General features: G+C 62.9%; 18 protein-coding genes and 1 pseudogene. 4 read left to right on the forward strand and 15 right to left on the reverse strand.

What is annotated here, in order from left to right; all coding sequences use genetic code 11:
- Window positions 1-30 precede the first annotated feature (30 nt).
- Window positions 31-660: an alpha/beta fold hydrolase gene (locus PVE35_RS20600; protein WP_277372830.1), complete on the reverse strand. Its 630-nt coding sequence runs from the start codon at window positions 658-660 to the stop codon at window positions 31-33.
- A gap of 121 nt (window positions 661-781) precedes the next feature.
- Here PVE35_RS20600 and PVE35_RS20605 point away from each other — a divergent pair, with 121 nt between their 5' ends.
- Together PVE35_RS20605 and PVE35_RS20610 are read left to right on the forward strand one after the other, a co-directional pair.
- Window positions 782-1,216, forward strand: a complete 435-nt coding sequence (locus tag PVE35_RS20605) for a DUF1043 family protein (protein ID WP_268178944.1) — start codon at window positions 782-784, stop codon at window positions 1,214-1,216.
- A gap of 1,008 nt (window positions 1,217-2,224) precedes the next feature.
- Window positions 2,225-3,469 (forward strand): DUF2254 domain-containing protein, encoded by a 1,245-nt coding sequence (locus PVE35_RS20610; RefSeq protein WP_277372831.1) that lies wholly within the window; start codon window positions 2,225-2,227, stop codon window positions 3,467-3,469.
- A gap of 60 nt (window positions 3,470-3,529) precedes the next feature.
- Here the strand turns inward: PVE35_RS20610 and cysN are convergent, their stop codons facing one another.
- The 4 genes and pseudogenes from cysN to PVE35_RS20630 all read right to left on the reverse strand — a co-directional run bounded on the left by cysN (window position 3,530) and on the right by PVE35_RS20630 (window position 7,672).
- Window positions 3,530-5,425 (reverse strand): sulfate adenylyltransferase subunit CysN, encoded by a 1,896-nt coding sequence (cysN, locus tag PVE35_RS20615; RefSeq protein WP_268178946.1) that lies wholly within the window; start codon window positions 5,423-5,425, stop codon window positions 3,530-3,532.
- A 49-nt stretch (window positions 5,426-5,474) separates the two neighbouring features.
- Window positions 5,475-5,816 (reverse strand): annotated as a pseudogene (locus PVE35_RS20620) (four helix bundle protein).
- A 48-nt stretch (window positions 5,817-5,864) separates the two neighbouring features.
- Window positions 5,865-6,782, reverse strand: a complete 918-nt coding sequence (cysD, locus tag PVE35_RS20625) for a sulfate adenylyltransferase subunit CysD (RefSeq protein WP_159971489.1) — start codon at window positions 6,780-6,782, stop codon at window positions 5,865-5,867.
- Window positions 6,783-6,913: 131 nt separating this feature from the next.
- Window positions 6,914-7,672: a Nif3-like dinuclear metal center hexameric protein gene (locus PVE35_RS20630; protein WP_268178949.1), complete on the reverse strand. Its 759-nt coding sequence runs from the start codon at window positions 7,670-7,672 to the stop codon at window positions 6,914-6,916.
- A gap of 111 nt (window positions 7,673-7,783) precedes the next feature.
- Between PVE35_RS20630 and algW the strand changes: the two genes are divergently transcribed.
- Together algW and PVE35_RS20640 are read left to right on the forward strand one after the other, a co-directional pair.
- Window positions 7,784-8,926 carry a Do family serine endopeptidase AlgW gene (gene algW, locus PVE35_RS20635; protein ID WP_268178950.1) on the forward strand — a complete coding sequence of 381 codons (1,143 nt, stop codon included), beginning with the start codon at window positions 7,784-7,786 and terminating at the stop codon, window positions 8,924-8,926.
- Window positions 8,927-9,045: 119 nt separating this feature from the next.
- Window positions 9,046-9,765, forward strand: coding sequence for a DUF4198 domain-containing protein (locus PVE35_RS20640; RefSeq protein ID WP_277372832.1), 720 nt, complete (start codon window positions 9,046-9,048; stop codon window positions 9,763-9,765).
- 44 nt (window positions 9,766-9,809) lie between these two features.
- On the opposite strand, the gene hisC is transcribed toward PVE35_RS20640, so the two are convergent.
- The 10 genes from hisC to PVE35_RS20690 all read right to left on the reverse strand — a co-directional run bounded on the left by hisC (window position 9,810) and on the right by PVE35_RS20690 (window position 17,811).
- On the reverse strand, window positions 9,810-10,862 hold the full coding sequence (gene hisC, locus PVE35_RS20645; RefSeq protein ID WP_277372833.1) for a histidinol-phosphate transaminase: 1,053 nt from the start codon (window positions 10,860-10,862) through the stop codon (window positions 9,810-9,812).
- Window positions 10,863-10,992: 130 nt separating this feature from the next.
- On the reverse strand, window positions 10,993-12,303 hold the full coding sequence (gene hisD / locus PVE35_RS20650; protein WP_277372834.1) for a histidinol dehydrogenase: 1,311 nt from the start codon (window positions 12,301-12,303) through the stop codon (window positions 10,993-10,995).
- 125 nt (window positions 12,304-12,428) lie between these two features.
- On the reverse strand, window positions 12,429-13,064 hold the full coding sequence (gene hisG / locus PVE35_RS20655) for an ATP phosphoribosyltransferase (protein ID WP_277372835.1): 636 nt from the start codon (window positions 13,062-13,064) through the stop codon (window positions 12,429-12,431).
- Between the two features lie 68 nt (window positions 13,065-13,132).
- Window positions 13,133-14,398 carry a UDP-N-acetylglucosamine 1-carboxyvinyltransferase gene (gene murA / locus PVE35_RS20660; protein ID WP_268178955.1) on the reverse strand — a complete coding sequence of 422 codons (1,266 nt, stop codon included), beginning with the start codon at window positions 14,396-14,398 and terminating at the stop codon, window positions 13,133-13,135.
- A 22-nt stretch (window positions 14,399-14,420) separates the two neighbouring features.
- Complete coding sequence (locus PVE35_RS20665) at window positions 14,421-14,660, reverse strand: BolA family protein (RefSeq protein ID WP_220802712.1); 240 nt, start codon at window positions 14,658-14,660, stop codon at window positions 14,421-14,423.
- 125 nt (window positions 14,661-14,785) lie between these two features.
- Complete coding sequence (locus PVE35_RS20670; RefSeq protein ID WP_268178956.1) at window positions 14,786-15,094, reverse strand: STAS domain-containing protein; 309 nt, start codon at window positions 15,092-15,094, stop codon at window positions 14,786-14,788.
- Entirely contained in the window at window positions 15,091-15,720 is a 630-nt protein-coding gene (locus PVE35_RS20675; protein ID WP_268178957.1) for an ABC transporter substrate-binding protein, read from the reverse strand. Before PVE35_RS20675 ends, PVE35_RS20670 begins: the two co-directional genes overlap by 4 nt.
- A 14-nt stretch (window positions 15,721-15,734) precedes the next feature.
- The gene (gene mlaD, locus PVE35_RS20680; protein ID WP_268178958.1) at window positions 15,735-16,205 is read right to left on the reverse strand and encodes an outer membrane lipid asymmetry maintenance protein MlaD; all 471 of its coding nucleotides are present in this window, start codon (window positions 16,203-16,205) and stop codon (window positions 15,735-15,737) included.
- Window positions 16,205-17,002 carry a lipid asymmetry maintenance ABC transporter permease subunit MlaE gene (mlaE, locus tag PVE35_RS20685; protein WP_268178959.1) on the reverse strand — a complete coding sequence of 266 codons (798 nt, stop codon included), beginning with the start codon at window positions 17,000-17,002 and terminating at the stop codon, window positions 16,205-16,207. The genes mlaD and mlaE overlap by 1 nt, the downstream gene beginning before the upstream one ends.
- Window positions 17,002-17,811: an ABC transporter ATP-binding protein gene (locus PVE35_RS20690; RefSeq protein ID WP_268178960.1), complete on the reverse strand. Its 810-nt coding sequence runs from the start codon at window positions 17,809-17,811 to the stop codon at window positions 17,002-17,004. Before PVE35_RS20690 ends, mlaE begins: the two co-directional genes overlap by 1 nt.
- Window positions 17,812-17,958 lie beyond the last annotated feature (147 nt).

A 17,958-nucleotide genomic window follows, 5' to 3' on the forward strand; every position in this document is an offset into this window, starting at 1 on the left:
CAGGTGCGCGCAGCGCACCCTACGCCAGGCTCACAGACGCGGCAGAAGAAGTTCCTTCAGATCCGTCAGCTTGCCGTGAAAGAAGTGACCGCATTCTGCCACTTTCAGCAGCTCATGGGCACGCCCGAGCTTGGCCGACCAGTCATACACGGCCTGGGGCTCGACCACTTCGTCCGCTTCGGGCTGGATCACCACCAACGGGCACTGACTGGCCGGCGGCGTCTCGGCGGTCAGGCGATGCACGGCGGGGGCGACCATGAACAGCTTGCTCGGCACCCGGCCTTGCGCCTCCAGGCGCGCGCCCAGTGCAGCAGCGACGAAGCCGCCAAAGGAAAAGCCCAGCAAGGTGATGGGCAGGTTCGGGTAGTGTGCCTGCAGCCAGGCGGCGACGGCTTCGGCATCATCCACTTCGCCAGTGCCCATATCATGGCTGCCAGCGCTGGCGCCCACGCCACGATAATTGAAACGCAGGGTGTTGTAGCCGCAATCGCGCGCGGTACGCTGCAGCGTGGAGACCACCTTGTTGAGCATGGTGCCGCCCTGCACCGGGTTGGGATGGCAAACCAGCGCCACGCCTCGGGCGTTCGGCACTTCCAGTTGAAGGGCTTCGAGTTCGCCCACAGGGCCTCGAATGAAAAGAGGGGTTTCGCGACTGAGCAACACTGAACTCCGTGACCCCGCAACGGGTCGACTCGTCTAGCAAACTGCCTGCGCGGTAAACATATACAGCACAGGCTCAAGCCGCTAACGTAAAGCAAAGCCGTTTTGAGAGGAAGGACTCGTGGAACAGACCGTTACAGCCTGGTTGATACCTGCCCTGACCCTGGTGGTCGGCATTGCCGTGGGCTTTGTGCTCGCCCGCCTGGCGCCCAATGCCGCGCCGAGCCGGACGCAGCGGCAGATGGATGAAATGCAGGCGCGCTTCGAGGCCTACCAGAACGAAGTGGTGACTCACTTCAACACCACCGCCAACTTGGTGAAGAAACTCACCCAGAGCTACCAGGACGTGCAGGAGCACCTGTCCGACGGCGCCAACCGCCTGGCCCTGGACGAGCTGACCCGGCAACGCCTGCTGGCCAGCCTCAACAATGCCGAAAGCGGTGAGAAGCGCGAGCGACTGACCCCGCCGAAGAATTATGAAATGCCCAAGGACTATGCGCCCAAGAGCGATGGCCCAGGCATGCTCGATGAAAGCTATGGCCTGAAGAAGCCCTGATCATATCTGCATGACCAACAACGCCCCGCTCTGCCGGGGCGTTGTTTTTGGTTCTTCGAGGAATCTCGGGAATTCAGGCTTGATACCGGACTGGCAATACGGTGTTGGTTGTTCTTGTGCCTGTTCCGAATTGCCGCGTTTTTGCTGATGTTCTTTGTTTCGCCCTCCCGGGCGAGTCACTTTTGACGGGCAAAAGTAACCAAAACCCTCCGCCCGATCATCCGGCCCTGGCTTCGCCAGGGTTCGCTCACTCCGTCGCCGTTCCAGAGGCCCGACCGGATGCGGCCCACCGACGGTGGGCCATCCCTGGCCCATCGCGGCTCTCGCGACATCCATGTCGCTCGACCTCTTCCACGACGATTCCGTTCGCCCTCCTGGGCGGGCTCTGCACGCGCCTGAACCTGCGGTAACCCAGAAGTAGCACGGAGTGCTTGAACATGGGTCAGCCTTAAGGGCTGACCAAGATGCCGGCTGCAGGCCGGCAAGCTGAAACTACACGAATGAAAGTATTGGTTTAATTCGATAGCCAAATCGCGGTTCCACAGCTACCAGAACACGCCGAGCAACCTATGGAGTGCCCGTTCGTTCAGGCGCGCGAATGGCCCCTTCAGGAGGGTGAGTGGAATCGTTGCGTAGAGGGGCGAGCAGCATGGATGCTGCGAGAGGCGTAATGGGCCAGGGATGGCCCATGTACGCCGACCCTCGGAGCGGCGATGGAGCGAACGAACCCCGGCGAAGCCGGGGCCGGATGGCGGGGCCAAGCCTTTTTGCCTTCTTTTGTGGCGTTTGACAAAAGAAGGTCGCCGGGGGGCGAAACAAGAGACGTCAGCTAAACGCCAATAAGCAGCTTGAACACCGAAAACAACCGAAACCAACACACAAAATTGCCAGTCCGGAGTCAACCAGCTATTCCCCTGAAATTGCGAAGAACCTTATTTTTGCCCCATACATGCTCTGCCGGACAAGGCCAGCTATGATCGGAAGCGTTTCCCTTCCCAAGGACACCTCATGTCGCGCTGGCAATGGCTCCTGACAAGACTGACCCGGCAGCTCTGGTTTCGCGCCACGCTGATCGGAGCACTGGGCATCGCCGCCGGCCTGGCCGCGCTGACCGAACACCTGGCGCCCTGGGACTTAGCCACTACCATCGGCTCCGATGCGGTCGACAGCATTCTCAATATCATCGCCTCGAGCATGCTCGCGGTAACCACCTTCAGCCTCAGCGTGATGACCTCGGCCTACAGCGCTGCCACCAGCAACGTCACGCCCCGCGCGATCAAGCTGCTGATCGAAGACCGCCTGACGCAGAACGTACTGTCCAGCTTCATCGGCTCCTTCCTGTTCAGCATCGTCGGCATCGTCGTGCTCAAGACCGGCGCCTATGGCGACAAGGGTCGCTTCGTCCTGTTCATCGTGACCATCGTCGTGATCGCCCTGGTGGTGGTCAGCCTGCTGCGCTGGATCGATCATCTGACCCGCCTGGGTCGCGTCGGCGAAACCACCGAGCGCGTCGAGGAGACCACCCAACGCGCCATCGACTGGCGCTGTGCCAATCCCTACCTGGGCGGCAGCCCGGCGCCCGCCAACCAGGCGATCCCAGAAAGTGCCCTGTGCCTGACGGCTGATACGGTCGGCTATGTGCAGCATGTCGACATGGCCGCTCTGGCCGAACAAGCCGATTGCCTGGACAGCGATATCCACCTGCTGGCAGCGCCCGGCACCTTCGTCTATCCCGATACGCCGCTGGCCTGGATCCCAAGCCCGTGCCAGGACGACGAAGCCCCGCACGCGCTGAAATGCATCCGCGAGGCGTTCACTATCGGCAAGGAACGCAGTTTCGAGCAAGACCCGCGCTTCGGCCTGGCAGTATTGAGCGAAATCGCCTCCCGCGCCCTGTCACCGGCGATCAACGATCCGGGCACAGCAATCGACGTGCTGGGCCGCCAGGCGCGCATTCTCTGCACCTGGGCACGGGATCAGAAAACCGACCAGGAACCACGCTTTCCCAGGGTCTGGGTGGAGGCGCTGCACACGCAGAGCCTGTTCGAGGATGCCTTCAATCCCATCGCCCGCGACGGCGCCGCCCTGATCGAGGTGCAGATGAAGTTGCGCAGAACGCTCCTGGCGCTCAGCCAGATGGGCGATACGGTTTTCCGCCAGGCCGCCTTCGAGCAAGCGCAGCGCGCGCTCGAGCGAGCCGAGCAGGCCCTGAGCCATGAGGCGGACAGACAACGCCTGCGTGACCTTCGTTAGCGGCTGGCAGATAGCACAACGCCAGGCATGAGCCCGGCGTTATGAAGGTACAGCGGCGAGTCAGATCGCGCCGCGGCTGCGCAGCAACTCCAGCACCGCCTTGACGCCCTCCTCGACCGACTGCGTCTGGGTGTCGATCACCAGATCGGCATCCAGCGGCACATCGTAGGGGAAGCCCTCGCCCGGGATATTGTCACCGCCGGCGGCATACAGGCCCTGCGGGTCGCGCTCGGCGCAAATCTGCGGCGACGCCTGAACGTAGACAGTGACCAGACGTTCGCTACCGATCAGCGCCTTGGCCTGCTCACGCCCCTCGGCATCCGGGGCGACGAAGGCCGCCAGAGCGATCAAGCCGGCCTCGTTGAACTGCCGCGCCACGTGAGCGGCGCGGCGCCAGTTCTCGGCACGCCCGGCGCGATCCTGCGGCAGGCCCTTGTTCAGGTCGTGACGCAAATTCTGGCCATCGAGCACGTAAACGGCACGGCCCATGTCGAACAGCTTGCGCTCGACCGCATAGGCCAGGGTGCTCTTGCCGGCGCCGGACAGGCCGCTGAACAGCACGGTGGCCGGCTGCTGGCCGAAACGCGAGGCGCGCTCTTCGGTAGACACGTGGGCCAGACGACCATGCTGACCACCACCATGGCCGACCGGGTCGGCGATGATCATGCCGGCACCAACGGTGCCATTGGTCAGGCGGTCTATGACGATGAAAGCGCCAGTGGTGCGGTTGTGCTCGTAGCCATCGAGGGCGATCGAGGCATCCAGCGCCACCTTGACCCGACCGATTTCGTTGAGCTTGAGCTCGCTGGCCGCGCCCTGCTCCAGGGTGTTGACGTCGACGCGATGGACGATGCTGGGGATCGAGCCCGGCACATAGCTGGTGGCGCGCTTGATGTCGTATTTCTTGCCCGGCAGCATCGGCTCTTCGCCCATCCACACCAACATGGCCTCGAAGCTGTCGGTGACCTGCGGGCGATTGTCGGCATGCACCAGCATGTCGCCACGGGACACGTCGATCTCGTCCTCCAGGGTCAGGGTGATGGCCTGGCCCGGGCCGGCGTGCTCCAGCTCGCCCTCGAAGGTGACGATGGACTTGACCCGACTGCTCTTGCCCGAGGGCAGCGCCATCACCTCGTCGCCCTTGCGCACGATGCCGCTGGCCAGCGTGCCGGCGAAGCCACGGAAATTGAGGTTGGGGCGGTTGACGTACTGCACTGGGAAGCGCAGGTCGTCGAAGTTGCGGTCGCCCGCCACTTCCACGCTCTCGAGAATCTCCATCAGCGACTGGCCGGTGTACCAGGGCGAGCGCTCGGACTTGTTCACCACGTTGTCGCCCTTGAGCGCCGACATCGGCACGAACTCGAGGGTGGTCGGACGCAGGTTGATCTTCTCGGCGAAGGCCAGGTAATCGGCCTTGATCTGCTCGAACACGCCCTGATCGAAGTCTTTGAGATCCATCTTGTTGACGGCGACGACGATGTGCTTGATGCCCAGCAGCGAGGCGATGAAGCTGTGCCGACGGGTCTGGGTCTGCACGCCGTAGCGGGCGTCGATGAGGATGATCGCCAGGTCGCAGGTCGAGGCACCGGTGGCCATGTTGCGCGTGTACTGCTCATGGCCGGGGGTGTCGGCGATGATGAACTTGCGCTTGGCGGTGGAGAAGTAGCGGTAGGCCACATCGATGGTGATGCCCTGCTCGCGCTCGGCCTGCAGGCCGTCGACCAGCAGCGCCAGGTCGATGTCATCGCCGGTGGTGCCGACCTTCTTCGAGTCCTTGGTGATGGCTTCCAGATGATCCTCGTAGATCATCTTGGAGTCGTGCAGCAGACGGCCGATCAGCGTGCTCTTGCCGTCGTCGACGTTGCCGCAGGTAAGAAAGCGCAGCAGTTCCTTGCGCTCGTGCTGGGCCAGGTAGGCGAAGATGTCCTGGCTGATCAAATCGGATTGGTGACTCATCTTTCTTAGCTCCAAGCTGCAAGCTTCAAGCGGCAAGCCAAAGCGGTGGCTAACCTGAGATTCTGTTGATCAACCCGCTGAGCATTCTGGAAAGCTCTCGGGTTTCCTGTATCCACGCTGCTGCAAGCGAGTCGGGAACGTAGCCTATTTCACTGCCTATCATCAGCTAGGTTCGCAGTTCCGCACACGAGCCCTTGGCAATGCGCAGGTAGTGGCACTTTTCCTTGCCGCTACCTCGCTCCATGCCCTCGGCGATATTGCTGGGAATGGACAAGGCCGAACGCCCTAGCTGATCACGAAAGCCATAATCACGGCAGTCCTGAAGCCCTCGGTAGATCTGCACGGCCAGTGACTTCGACCGTTGCCAGACATCCAGCTTCTCGAAATCCATTTCGCCCTGCTCCATTCCACTTGAAGCTTGTCGCTTGCAGCTTGTGGCTTAGAAGTATCCCTGACGTTTCTTCTCTTCCATCGATCCGGCTGCATCGTGATCGATCACGCGGCCCTGACGTTCGGAAGTACGGGTCAAGAGCATCTCCTGGATGATGTCCGGCAGCGTGGTGGCGGTGGATTCCACGGCGCCGGTCAGCGGGTAGCAGCCCAGGGTGCGGAAGCGCACCATCTTCTTGGTGATGCTGGCCTTCTGCTCAGGTGTCAGGTGTTCGAGAATGCGCTCGTCGTCGATCATGATCAGCGCACCGTTCATCTCGATCACTTCGCGCTCGGCGGCGAAATACAGCGGCACGATGGGGATCTGCTCCAGATAGATGTACTGCCAGATGTCCAGCTCGGTCCAGTTCGACAGCGGGAAGACGCGGATCGACTCGCCCTTCTTCACCTTGCCGTTGTACACGTTCCACAGCTCGGGGCGCTGGTTCTTCGGATCCCAGCGATGCTTGCTGTCGCGGAAGGAATACACGCGCTCCTTGGCGCGCGACTTCTCTTCGTCGCGGCGCGCACCACCGAAAGCGGCGTCGAAGCCGTACTTGTCCAGCGCCTGCTTGAGGCCCTCGGTCTTCATCACGTCGGTGTGCTTGGCACTGCCGTAGGTGAAGGGGTTCATGTCCTGCGCCACACCATCGGGGTTGATGTGGGTGAGCAGATCCAGACCGTATTCACTGACCATCTTCTCGCGGAAGCGGTACATATCCTGGAATTTCCAGCGGGTGTCGACGTGCAGCACCGGGAACGGCAGCTTGCCAGGGAAGAAGGCCTTGCGGGCCAGGTGCAGCATCACGGCGGAATCCTTGCCGATGGAATAGAGCATCACCGGGTTGTCGAATTCGGCGGCCACTTCACGAATGATGTGGATGCTTTCCGCCTCTAGCTGCTTGAGATGGGTCAGTTTGTCGAGCATGGCTACTCACGGTTTGCTGTTATGGGCCGGCGGGCCGTGGACGAGCGGGCACTCTAACACAGCGTCTGCTTATAGCCAGGACGCTGGTTAGACCAAAAGGTTCTAGTGTTATATCGGGAGGAAAGCCCGGTTCACACCGGGTTCGGACAATCGACGAACAGGTGCTCGAGGGCGAAACGACGCGCCAGGTAGTCACCCAGCGCCTGTACCCCGTAACGCTCGGTGGCGTGATGGCCGGCGGCGATGAAGCTCACGCCATTCTCGCGGGCGCTGTGGAAGGTCTGCTCGGAAGCTTCGCCGGTGAGGTACAGGTCGACACCCGCGGCAATCGCCTGGTCGATATAGCCCTGACCGCCGCCGGTGCACCAGCCGACCCGACGGATCGGCCCGTCGCCCTCGACCAACAGCGGCTCACGACCCAGTACCTGCTGCACGTGACGGGCGAAGTCGGCGGCACTGAGCGGCTCCTCCAACGAACCGACCAGGCCGACGGTACGCGGATTGTCCGGCTCCAGCGGGCCCTCGACGACGATGCCGAGCTGGCGCGCCAACTGCACGTTGTTACCCACCTCGGGGTGCACGTCCAGCGGCAGGTGATAGGCCAGCAGGCTGATGTCATGGGCCAGCAACGCCTTGAGGCGTCGCTGCTTCATGCCGGTGACGCAGGGGTTCTCACCCTTCCAGAAATAGCCATGGTGCACCAGCAATACATCGGCCTCGGCCTCGATGGCCGCTTCGATCAGCGCCTGGCTGGCGGTCACCCCGCTGACGATGCGCAGCACCTGGGGCCGCCCCTCGACCTGCAGGCCATTGGGGCAGTAATCACTGATGCGCGATGAATTGAGCAAACGGTCAGCTTCGCCAACCAGGGTAGACAAGGCAATGGCCATTAAGATTCCTCTCAAGCTATTGCGAGGCCGCTGCCTTATTGCGGCGTACCTCACTATAATGCGCCACCTTAAGGGGCGCCTCTAACCCCCGCAACCCTCAGGATTGTCTCGATGCCACAGGCACTGCGTTTTCTCGGCTGGCCCCTGCTGGTCGGCGTGCTCATCGCCCTGCTGCTGATTCAGCGCTACCCGCAATGGGTAGGCCTGCCCAGCACGGATGTGCAACTGGTGCAGGCACCTGCCTCCAAACGCGCGCAGGCAGGCCCGGTGTCCTATGCCGATGCCGTGGACATCGCCTCGCCCGCCGTGGCCAACCTGTACACCACCAAACTGGTGAGCAAGCCGAGCCATCCGCTGTTCGAGGATCCGGCCTTCCGCCGTTTCTTTGGCGATAACCTGCCCCGCCAGCAACGCATGGAGTCGAGTCTGGGTTCGGCCGTGCTGATGAGCAAGGAAGGCTATCTGCTGACCAACAACCATGTGGTCAGCGGTGCCGACGAGATAGTCGTGGCCCTCAAGGACGGCCGTGAAACCCACGCGCGCCTGGTCGGCAGCGACCCGGAAACCGATCTGGCGGTACTCAAGATCGACCTCGACAACCTACCTGCCATGACCCTGGGACGCTCGGACAGCCTGCGCATCGGCGACGTCGCCCTGGCCATCGGTAACCCCTTCGGCGTCGGCCAGACCGTGACCATGGGCATCATCAGCGCCACCGGGCGCAACCAACTGGGCCTCAACACCTACGAGGACTTCATCCAGACCGATGCCGCCATCAACCCGGGCAATTCCGGCGGCGCACTGGTGGACGCGCGTGGCAACCTGGTGGGCATCAACACCGCGATCTTCTCCAAGTCCGGCGGCTCGCAGGGCATCGGCTTCGCCATCCCGGTCAAGCTGGCGCTGGAAGTGATGCAGGCGATCATCGAGCACGGCCAGGTGATTCGTGGCTGGCTGGGCATCGAGGTGCAGCCACTGACCCCCGAGCTGGCCGAGTCCTTCGGCCTGGAAGGGCGCCCCGGCATCGTGGTGGCCGGCCTTTACCGCGATGGCCCGGCGCAGAAGGCTGGGCTGCAACCCGGCGATCTGATCCTCAGCATCGACGGCCAGCCGGCAGGCGATGGACGCCGCTCGATGAACCAGGTCGCGCGCACCAAGCCAGGCGACAAGATCCGCATCGAAGTCCTGCGCAATGGCAAAACCCTCGACCTGACTGCCGAAATCGGCGTCCGCCCTCCCGCCAACGGTAATTGACTCAACGCGACCTGACCTCAGTCAAGGTCGCTTGCAGCACAAATGAAACGTTATTACATTTACATTCCTGCATCAGCCCGACCAGGAACTGATGCCCCGCCCCTATCTGGAGATTGTTCATGCGTCTGAGTACCTGCCTGCTGCTCACCGGCCTGTTCGCCTGCGGTAACGTCCTGGCCCACGGTCTGTGGACGGAACAGCGGCGCGGCAATATCGAAACGGTTTACGGGCATGGTGAAGAAGACAATGCCTTCGACGCCACGAAGATCAGCGGCGCCTGGGCCTATGACAGAAACGGTAAGATGATTCCGGTGACGGTCGAGCGCCTGGCCGACCACGCCCGCCTGCAACCGCTCAAGCCACCGGCGATCATGGCCGTGGCACTGGATAATGGTGCCTGGTCGAAGACCCCGGATGGCCAGTGGATCAACCAGGGGCGCAGCCAGGTGCCGGACTCCACGCAGTCGCTGCACACCTACAAGTACAGCCTGGCGATCTACAGCGAAGGCGCCAGGCTGCCGGAATTGAAACAACTGAAAATGGTGATCGTGCCGGAAGTCGATCCCCTGCAGGTTGGCCCGGGCAAACCGCTACCGGTGCGCGTGCTGGTGGATGGCAAGCCCATGGCCGGTATCAAGCTGGTGGGCGATTACCGGGGGGCGCCGGACGAGATCAGCGCCACCACCGATGCCGAGGGCCGCGCCAAGGTACTGGTGCGCAACCAGGGCCTCAACATCATCGCCGCCGAGGTCGAGCTGCCGGTCAAGGATGACGCCGATATCGAAACCCGCGGCCTGTTCGCCTCCCTGACCTTCGTCGGCCAGGGTCATCATCACTGATAGAGCGCTGCAGGAGCGACTTCGCGCGCTCCTGCAGCGAGCCGTTACAGGCCCTGCAATGCGTCCAGCAGGGCCTGGTTCTGCTCCGGCGTACCGATGGTGATGCGCAGGAACTGAGCGATGCGCTCCTGCTTGAAGTGACGCACGATCACCCCTTGCTCGCGCAGGCCGGCCGCCAGGGTGGCGGCATCCTTGCCCGGATGGCGGGCGAAGACGAAGTTGGCCGCCGACGGCAACACCTCGAAGCCCAACCCTTGCAGGCCAGCTACCACCGCTGTGCGGCTGTCGATCACCTGCTGGCAGGTATTCTCGAAGTAGGCGCGATCCTCGAACGCCGCCGCCGCACCGGCAATGGCGATGCGATCGAGCGGGTAGGAGTTGAAGCTGTTCTTGATCCGCTCCAGCGCTTCGATCAGATCCGGGTGACCGACCGCGATACCGACGCGCAGGCCAGCCAGCGAACGCGACTTGGACAGAGTCTGGGTGACCAGCAGGTTGGGGTACTTGTCGACCAGGGCGATCGCCGTCTGGCCGCCGAAGTCGATATAGGCCTCGTCCACCAACACCACGGAATCCGGGTTTGTCTGCAGCAGGCGCTCGATGGCGTCAAGCTGCAGCAGACAGCCGGTCGGCGCATTGGGGTTGGGGAAGATGATGCCGCCATTGGGCCGGGCATAGTCGTCGACGCGAATCTGGAACTGCTCGTCCAGCGCCACCTGCTGGTATTCGATGCCATACAGGCCGCAATACACCGGATAGAAGCTGTAACTGATATCCGGGAACAGCAAGGGGGCATCATGCTGGAACAGGCCGTGGAAAGCATGTGCCAGTACTTCGTCGGAGCCGTTGCCGACGAATACCTGCGCTGGCTGGATGCCGTAATACTCGGCCACCGCCTGCTTCAGCCGATCACCGTTGGGATCGGGGTACAGGCGCAGGTTGTCGTTGACCTCGGCCTGCATGGCTGCGATGGCCTTCGGCGACGGGCCGTAGGGGTTCTCGTTGGTGTTGAGCTTGACCAGCTTGCTCAGCTTGGGTTGCTCGCCTGGCACATAGGGCACCAGGTCTTTGACGAAGGGGCTCCAGAATTTGCTCATCTGCCCTTCTCTCCTCGAAATGCGTTACATGGGCGATGGATATCGCTTCGTTCAACCTGCGAAGCGTGATCCCGTAGGGTGCGCCGTGCGCACCAAAACATTCACAAGGTGCGCACGGCGCACCCTACCCTCAGGGTTTGATGCGGTATTCGGCGCTACGGGCGTGCGCGGTCAGCGACTCGCCACGGGCCAGCACCGAGGCGCTCTTGCCCAGCTCCGACGCGCCATCCGGCGAGCAGAAGATGATCGACGAGCGCTTCTGGAAGTCGTACACCCCCAGCGGCGAGGAAAAGCGCGCAGTGCCAGAAGTGGGCAGCACATGGTTCGGCCCGGCCACGTAATCACCCAGTGCTTCTGCGGTGTAACGGCCCATGAAGATGGCGCCGGCATGGCGAATCTCGGGCAGCCAGGCCTCCGGATCGGCCACCGACAGTTCCAGGTGCTCGGGGGCGATGCGGTTGGCCACCTCGATGGCCTGGGCCATGTCGGCCACCTGGATCAGCGCGCCACGCCCTTCCAGCGAGGTGCGGATGATCTCGGCACGCTCCATGCTCGGCAACAGCTTGGCGATGCTTGCAGCCACGCGATCGAGGAAGGCGGCATCCGGGCTGACCAGAATCGACTGGGCGTCTTCGTCGTGCTCGGCCTGGGAGAACAGATCCATGGCGATCCAGTCCGGGTCGGTCTGGCCGTCGCAGACCACGAGAATCTCTGACGGGCCGGCAATCATGTCGATGCCCACCTTGCCGAACACATGGCGCTTGGCGGTGGCGACGTAGATATTGCCGGGCCCTACGATTTTATCGACCGGCGGCACGCTCTCGGTGCCATAGGCCAGCGCGGCCACGGCCTGAGCGCCACCGATGGTGAACACGCGGTCGACGCCGGCAATGGCGGCGGCAGCCAGGACGATCTCGTTGATCTCGCCGCGCGGGGTCGGCACCACCATCACCACCTCGGGGACCCCGGCGACCTTAGCCGGGATGGCGTTCATCAACACCGAGGACGGATAGGACGCCTTGCCGCCCGGCACGTACAGGCCGGCGCGATCCAGCGGGGTGACCTTCTGGCCCAGTACGGTGCCATCGGCCTCGGTGTAGCGCCAGGAATCCTGTTTCTGCTTCTCGTGGTAGCTGCGCACGCGCTCGGCGGCGACTTCCAGCGCCTCGCGCTGAGCCGGGCTGATACGGGTCAGGGCCAACTCCAGGCGCTCGCGCGGCAGGATCAGGTCGGCCATGGAAGCGACCTCCAGGCCATCGAAACGCTGGGTGTATTCCACCAGGGCAGCATCGCCACGCTGGCGTACGGCCTGGATGATTTCCAGCACGCGCTGGTTGACGCCATCGTCGGACACACTCTCCCAGCTCAGCAGATAATCCAGGTGCTGGGCGAAATCCTGGTCAGCGGCGTTGAGTCGGCGAACAGCAATGGGAGCGGTCATAGCGAAAGCCTCATTAAATGGCGGTTTCTAGGGCGCCCGTAATGTAGCAAGCCCACCGTGCGGGCACCCAAGAAAAATGGCTATGACACGGATAGGCTGCCGCGACCAGAGGTCGCGGTGAGGAATCAGCCTTGGTGTCGCGCCTCGACGGCGCCGCGCAGGGTCTCGATCAGCGCCTGGATGCGTGCGTGCTGCATCTTCATCGACGCCTTGTTGACGATCAGCCGCGAACTGATGGTAGCGATCAGCTCCTGTGGCTCCAGGCCGTTGGCACGCAGGGTGTTGCCGGTGTCGACCACGTCGATGATCTTGTCGGCCAGGCCCACCAGCGGCGCCAGCTCCATGGAGCCGTACAGTTTGATCACCTCGACCTGACGGCCCTGCTCGGCGTAGTAACGCTTGGCCACGTTGACGAACTTGGTGGCCACGCGCAGGCGCCCCTTGGGCTCCGGCGCCCCCACCTTGCCGGCGGTCATCAGCTTGCACTGGGCGATCTGCAGATCCAGCGGCTCGTAGAGGCCCTGACCGCCGTATTCCATCAGCACGTCCTTGCCCGCCACGCCGAGGTCGGCAGCACCGTGCTCGACGTAGGTGGGTACGTCGGTAGCCCGCACGATCAGCAGGCGCACGTCATCCTGGGTGGTGGGGATGATCAGCTTGCGGCTCTTGTCCGGGTTCTCGGTCGGCTCGATACCGGCCGCCGCCAGCAACGGCAGGGTGTCGTCAAGAATGCGGCCTTTGGACAGGGCAATGGTGAGCATGGAACGGTTTCCTTGAGCGGAAGCGGCCACTCCAACGGGAGCGGCCCTACGACAACGGACGCAGGCAATCAGCCCGGGACGCGACGAATTTTAGCGCCGAGTAGCTGCAGCTTCTCTTCGATGCACTCGTAGCCACGGTCGATGTGGTAGATGCGGTCGATCAGCGTGTCACCGTCAGCCACCAGCGCAGCCAGCACCAGGCTCGCCGAAGCGCGCAGGTCGGTGGCCATCACGGGCGCGCCCTTGAGTGCCTCGACACCGGTGACGACGGCGGTGTTGCCCTCGACCAGGATGTTGGCGCCCATGCGCAACATCTCGTAGACGTGCATGAAGCGGTTCTCGAACACCGTCTCGATGATGGTGCCGGTGCCTTCGGCAATGGCATTGAGGGCGATGAACTGCGCCTGCATATCGGTGGGGAATGCCGGGTAAGGCGCGGTGCGCAGGTTGACCGCCTTGGGCCGCTTGCCCTTCATGTCCAGCTCGATCCAGTCGGCGCCGGTGGTGATCTCCGCGCCCGCTTCCTGCAGCTTGGCCAGCACGGCCTCCAGAGTCGACGGATCGGCGTCCTTGACCTTGACGCGACCACCAGTGACAGCGGCGGCGACCAGGTAGGTGCCGGTCTCGATACGGTCGGGCATGACGTCGAAGCGCGCACCATGCAGGCGCTCGACGCCATCGATGATGATGGTGTCGGTGCCAGCGCCCTGGATCTTCGCGCCCATGGCGATCAGGCAGTTGGCCAGGTCGACCACCTCAGGCTCGCGCGCGGCGTTTTCCAGCACGCTGCGGCCCTTGGCCAGGGTCGCGGCCATCATGATGTTCTCGGTGCCGGTCACGCTGACCACATCGAAGAAGAAGTGCGCACCGCGCAAGCCACCTTCCGGCGCCTTGGCCTTGATGTAGCCGCCTTCCACGTCGATTTTCGCCCCCATGGCTTCGAGGCCACGGATGTGCAGGTCGACCGGGCGCGAACCGATGGCGCAACCGCCAGGCAGGGCCACTTCGGCCTCACCGAAACGGGCGACCATGGGGCCGAGCACCAGGATCGAGGCGCGCATGGTCTTGACCAGCTCGTATGGCGCGACCAGGGTCTTGATGGCGCGGGCGTCGACTTCCACCGCCAGCTTCTCGTCGATCACCGGCTCGATGCCCATGCGCCCGAACAGCTCGATCATGGTGGTGATGTCGTGCAGGTGCGGCAGGTTGCAGATGGTGATGGGCTCGTCACCCAGCAGGGTAGCAGCCAGGATCGGCAGCGCGGAGTTCTTCGCACCGGAGATGCGAATCTCGCCATCGAGGCGCACGCCACCGGTAATGATCAGTTTGTCCATAGGAGTCTCGTCGCCCGCAGGCTCAGGAACGCGCGGCCCAGTCGGCCCGGCTGAAGAATTTCATGGTCACGGCGTGGATGCTGCCATCGGCGATCCAGGCGTTGAGATGGGCATAGATCTGCTGCTGACGCTTGACCGGGCTGAGAGCGGCCAGCTCGTCGCTGATCAGGTTGAGCTGGAAGTTGCAGCCTTCGCCTTCCACTTCCACCTGGGTATTCGGGAGTTTTTCCTCTAGGAGGCTTTTCACTTCTGCAGCCTGCATGCTCGACCTCGTTTGACGCAGTTGGGCCCTGGGCCCGCGGGTCGGCCATCATACAAAAAAGCCCCTCGCCTGCGAAGCCCGCATGATGCGCCAGCGACGGCAGGCCTGCCGACCCGTTCGCAGATTCAGCCCTGCAGCGGCAGCAGCTCCAGCAAGCCGCTGACCTCGGCCACCTCGCGCATGTCTTCGGGCAGCTCGCTGATCACCAGCTCACGCCCGGCTTGCCGCGCATCGCGCATGAAGGCCAGCAACAGGGCCAAGCCAACGCTGTTGGACTTGCTCACCGCACTGCAGTCGAGCTGCAGCCGGGCAGCGCCACTGGCGAGGATCAGCCGGCCACCCTGCTCGCGCAAGGCAGGCCCACTGAGATGATCGATCACACCGCTGAGCACGAGCTGCCCAGGGGCACGCTCGACGATCTCGGCCCGACTCACGATTGGCCCCGTGCCTGACGCGCCTTGGCCACGGTGTCGGCCCAGGTGTCGATGACCTTGTCCAGGTCGTTGCGATTGGCCTGCATGGATTGGGCGAACTGATCGCGGAACAGCTTGCCGACGTTGATGCCATTGATGATCACGTTGCGCAGCTTCCAGGTGCCATCCTCCGCGACCATGGTGTAGGACAATGGGTAGACCACGCCTTTGCCGTCACGGATTTCCATGCCGACCGAAGTCCGCTGCGGCTCCTCCGCGGCGCCTGGCAACACACGGATGTCCTGGTTGTCGTATTCGAGCAGGGCATTGCCGTAGAACTGCATCAGGCTACGCTTGAAGTTTTCCTGGAATCGGCTCATCTGTTCCGGCGAGGCCTGGCGCGAATAGCGCACGGTCATCACCCCACGAGAGATGCCTTCGACGTCCACCACGGGCCCGAGGATCTCGTTGAGCGACTCATAAAAGGCATTGGGGTCGCTGCGATAGCGCTCCTTGTTGGCCTTGAGATCGGCCAGCAGGGTCTCGGTGGTCTGCTGCACCACCTCATGCGCGCTGGGCGCAGCGAACGCCAGCAGCGGCAATACCGCCAGCATGGCCAGCAGGGAGTTACGCAGGGTCTTGAGCATGGTTTTGCCCCTCATCACTTGGCTTCGTCTTTATTGACCGAATTGAGCAGGAACTTGCCGATCAGATCCTCCAGCACCAGCGCCGACTGGGTGTCGTGGATGGTGCTGCCGTCCTTGAGCACGGCCTCCTCTCCCCCCACGCTAATGCCGATGTATTTCTCACCGAGCAGGCCAGCGGTCAGGATCGAAGCGGTGGAATCGTCCGGTAGATTGTTGACCTTGCTATCGAGTTCCAGGGTGACACGCCCCATGTAACTGTCGTGATCCAGGTCGATCGCACTGACCTTGCCGATGGTCACACCGGCCATGGTCACCTTGGCCCGCACCGTGAGCCCGGCGATGTTGTTGAAATAGGCATAGACCTTGTAGGTATCGCCAGCGGTACCGACGCTCAGGCCACTGACACGCAGGGCAAGCAGCAGCAAGGCCAGCAGACCGGCCAGGAGGAACAGGCCGACACCAATCTCCAGCGTGCGGTTTTGCATCAGAAATCTCCAAACATCAAAGCGGTCAGAATGAAGTCCAGCCCGAGCACGGCCAGCGAGGCGTATACCACCGTACGCGTGGTGGCGCGGCTAATGCCTTCGGATGTGGGCTCGCAGTCGTAACCCTGGAACACGGCGATCCAGGTCACCACGAAAGCGAAGACGACGCTCTTGATCACACCATTGAGCACATCGTCGTAAAAGGAAACGCTGTTCTGCATGTTGACCCAGAACGAGCCCTCGTAGACACCGAGCCAGTCCACGGCGACCATCGCCCCACCCCAGATGCCCACCACGCAGAAGATCATGGCCAGCAATGGCATGGAAATGAAACCCGCCCATAGGCGTGGTGCGACGATGTACTTGAGTGGATCGACGCCGATCATCTCCAGGCTGGAGAGCTGTTCGGTGGACTTCATGTTGCCGATCTCGGCGGTCAAGGCCGAACCGGCACGCCCGGCGAACAGCAGCGCCGTGACCACCGGGCCCAGCTCGCGCAGCAGGGTCAGGGCGACCATCTGCCCCACCGCCTGCTCCGAACCATAGCTGACCAGGATGTTGTAGCCCTGCAGCGCCAGCACCATGCCGATGAAGATGCCTGACACGACAATGATCGCCAGCGACAGCACGCCCACGGCATAGAGCTGCTTGATCAGCAGTTGCAGGGGCTTGCCAGCCCGACTGCGACCGAACACGGCATGCCCGAGGAATAGCACCGAACGCCCCAGCGTGGCCACCACATCGATACCCGCACGGCCGAACAGGCGCACCCGCTCCAGCGGAGAAGTTCTACGCATCAAGGTTTCCCCAACAGGTCATCGCGATAATCGGGAGCCGGATAATGGAACGGCACCGGGCCATCCGGAATGCCCTTCATGAACTGGCGAATGCGCGGGTTATCGGAATTCATCAGTTCGTCCGGCGTGCCATGCCCGAGCACCTGCGCATCGCCGACCACGTAGAGGTAATCGGCGATGCTGGCGGTTTCCGCCAGGTCATGGGAGACCACGACGCTGGTGATACCCAGCGCATCGTTGAGCAGGCGGATCAGGCGCACCAGCACTCCCATGGCGATGGGGTCCTGGCCGACGAACGGTTCATCGTACAAGAGGATCTGCGGATCCAGGGCAATCGCCCGGGCCAGAGCCACCCGCCGCTTCATGCCACCGGACAGCTCGTCCGGCATCAATTCGACGGCACCGCGCAAACCGACCGCCTGCAGCTTCAACAGGACGATGTCACGAATCATCTCTTCCGGCAGCTTGGTATGCACGCGCAAGGGAAAGGCCACGTTCTCGAACACATCGAGATCGGTGAACAGCGCACCACTCTGGAACAGCACACCCATCTGCTTGCGCATGTCGAACAGCTCATCGCGCGACAGCTTGGGCAGACTGACCCCGGCAACCCGCACGTCACCGGCGGACGGGCGCAGCTCGGCGGCGATCAGGCGCAGCAGCGTGGTCTTGCCACAACCGGACGGCCCCATGATGCCGGTGACCTTGCCGCGCGGAATGCGGATGTCGACCTTGTCGAAAATGGCTCGCGAACCACGCTGGAAGCTGACGCCCTGCAGCTCGATCGCGTAATCGTGTTCGGCGCTCATCTGAACTCCTTGAGAATCAAGCCTTCCTGGCAGACGCCACCTCCCATGCTCGGAGACACAACTGCTGGATGGCCGAAATGGCCGCGGACTATAGCATTTGCAGCCCCCAGGGCCCAGAGTACGGATTTGTAACGTTCAGATTCATGA

Source organism: Pseudomonas sp. AA-38 (assembly GCF_029457475.1).
In the GTDB taxonomy this organism is placed as follows: Bacteria; Pseudomonadota; Gammaproteobacteria; order Pseudomonadales; family Pseudomonadaceae; genus Aquipseudomonas.

What these genes read in the sequence shown, in the direction of transcription:
- PVE35_RS20610 (WP_277372831.1), top strand. Translation starts at nt 2,225, where the DNA reads ATGTCGCGCTGGCAATGGCTCCTGACAAGACTGACCCGGCAGCTCTGG.
- cysN (WP_268178946.1), bottom strand. Translation starts at nt 5,425, where the DNA reads ATGAGTCACCAATCCGATTTGATCAGCCAGGACATCTTCGCCTACCTG.
- cysD (WP_159971489.1), bottom strand. Translation starts at nt 6,782, where the DNA reads ATGCTCGACAAACTGACCCATCTCAAGCAGCTAGAGGCGGAAAGCATC.
- PVE35_RS20630 (WP_268178949.1), bottom strand. Translation starts at nt 7,672, where the DNA reads ATGGCCATTGCCTTGTCTACCCTGGTTGGCGAAGCTGACCGTTTGCTC.
- algW (WP_268178950.1), top strand. Translation starts at nt 7,784, where the DNA reads ATGCCACAGGCACTGCGTTTTCTCGGCTGGCCCCTGCTGGTCGGCGTG.
- PVE35_RS20640 (WP_277372832.1), top strand. Translation starts at nt 9,046, where the DNA reads ATGCGTCTGAGTACCTGCCTGCTGCTCACCGGCCTGTTCGCCTGCGGT.
- hisC (WP_277372833.1), bottom strand. Translation starts at nt 10,862, where the DNA reads ATGAGCAAATTCTGGAGCCCCTTCGTCAAAGACCTGGTGCCCTATGTG.
- hisD (WP_277372834.1), bottom strand. Translation starts at nt 12,303, where the DNA reads ATGACCGCTCCCATTGCTGTTCGCCGACTCAACGCCGCTGACCAGGAT.
- hisG (WP_277372835.1), bottom strand. Translation starts at nt 13,064, where the DNA reads ATGCTCACCATTGCCCTGTCCAAAGGCCGCATTCTTGACGACACCCTG.
- murA (WP_268178955.1), bottom strand. Translation starts at nt 14,398, where the DNA reads ATGGACAAACTGATCATTACCGGTGGCGTGCGCCTCGATGGCGAGATT.
- PVE35_RS20665 (WP_220802712.1), bottom strand. Translation starts at nt 14,660, where the DNA reads ATGCAGGCTGCAGAAGTGAAAAGCCTCCTAGAGGAAAAACTCCCGAAT.
- PVE35_RS20675 (WP_268178957.1), bottom strand. Translation starts at nt 15,720, where the DNA reads ATGCTCAAGACCCTGCGTAACTCCCTGCTGGCCATGCTGGCGGTATTG.
- mlaD (WP_268178958.1), bottom strand. Translation starts at nt 16,205, where the DNA reads ATGCAAAACCGCACGCTGGAGATTGGTGTCGGCCTGTTCCTCCTGGCC.
- mlaE (WP_268178959.1), bottom strand. Translation starts at nt 17,002, where the DNA reads ATGCGTAGAACTTCTCCGCTGGAGCGGGTGCGCCTGTTCGGCCGTGCG.
- PVE35_RS20690 (WP_268178960.1), bottom strand. Translation starts at nt 17,811, where the DNA reads ATGAGCGCCGAACACGATTACGCGATCGAGCTGCAGGGCGTCAGCTTC.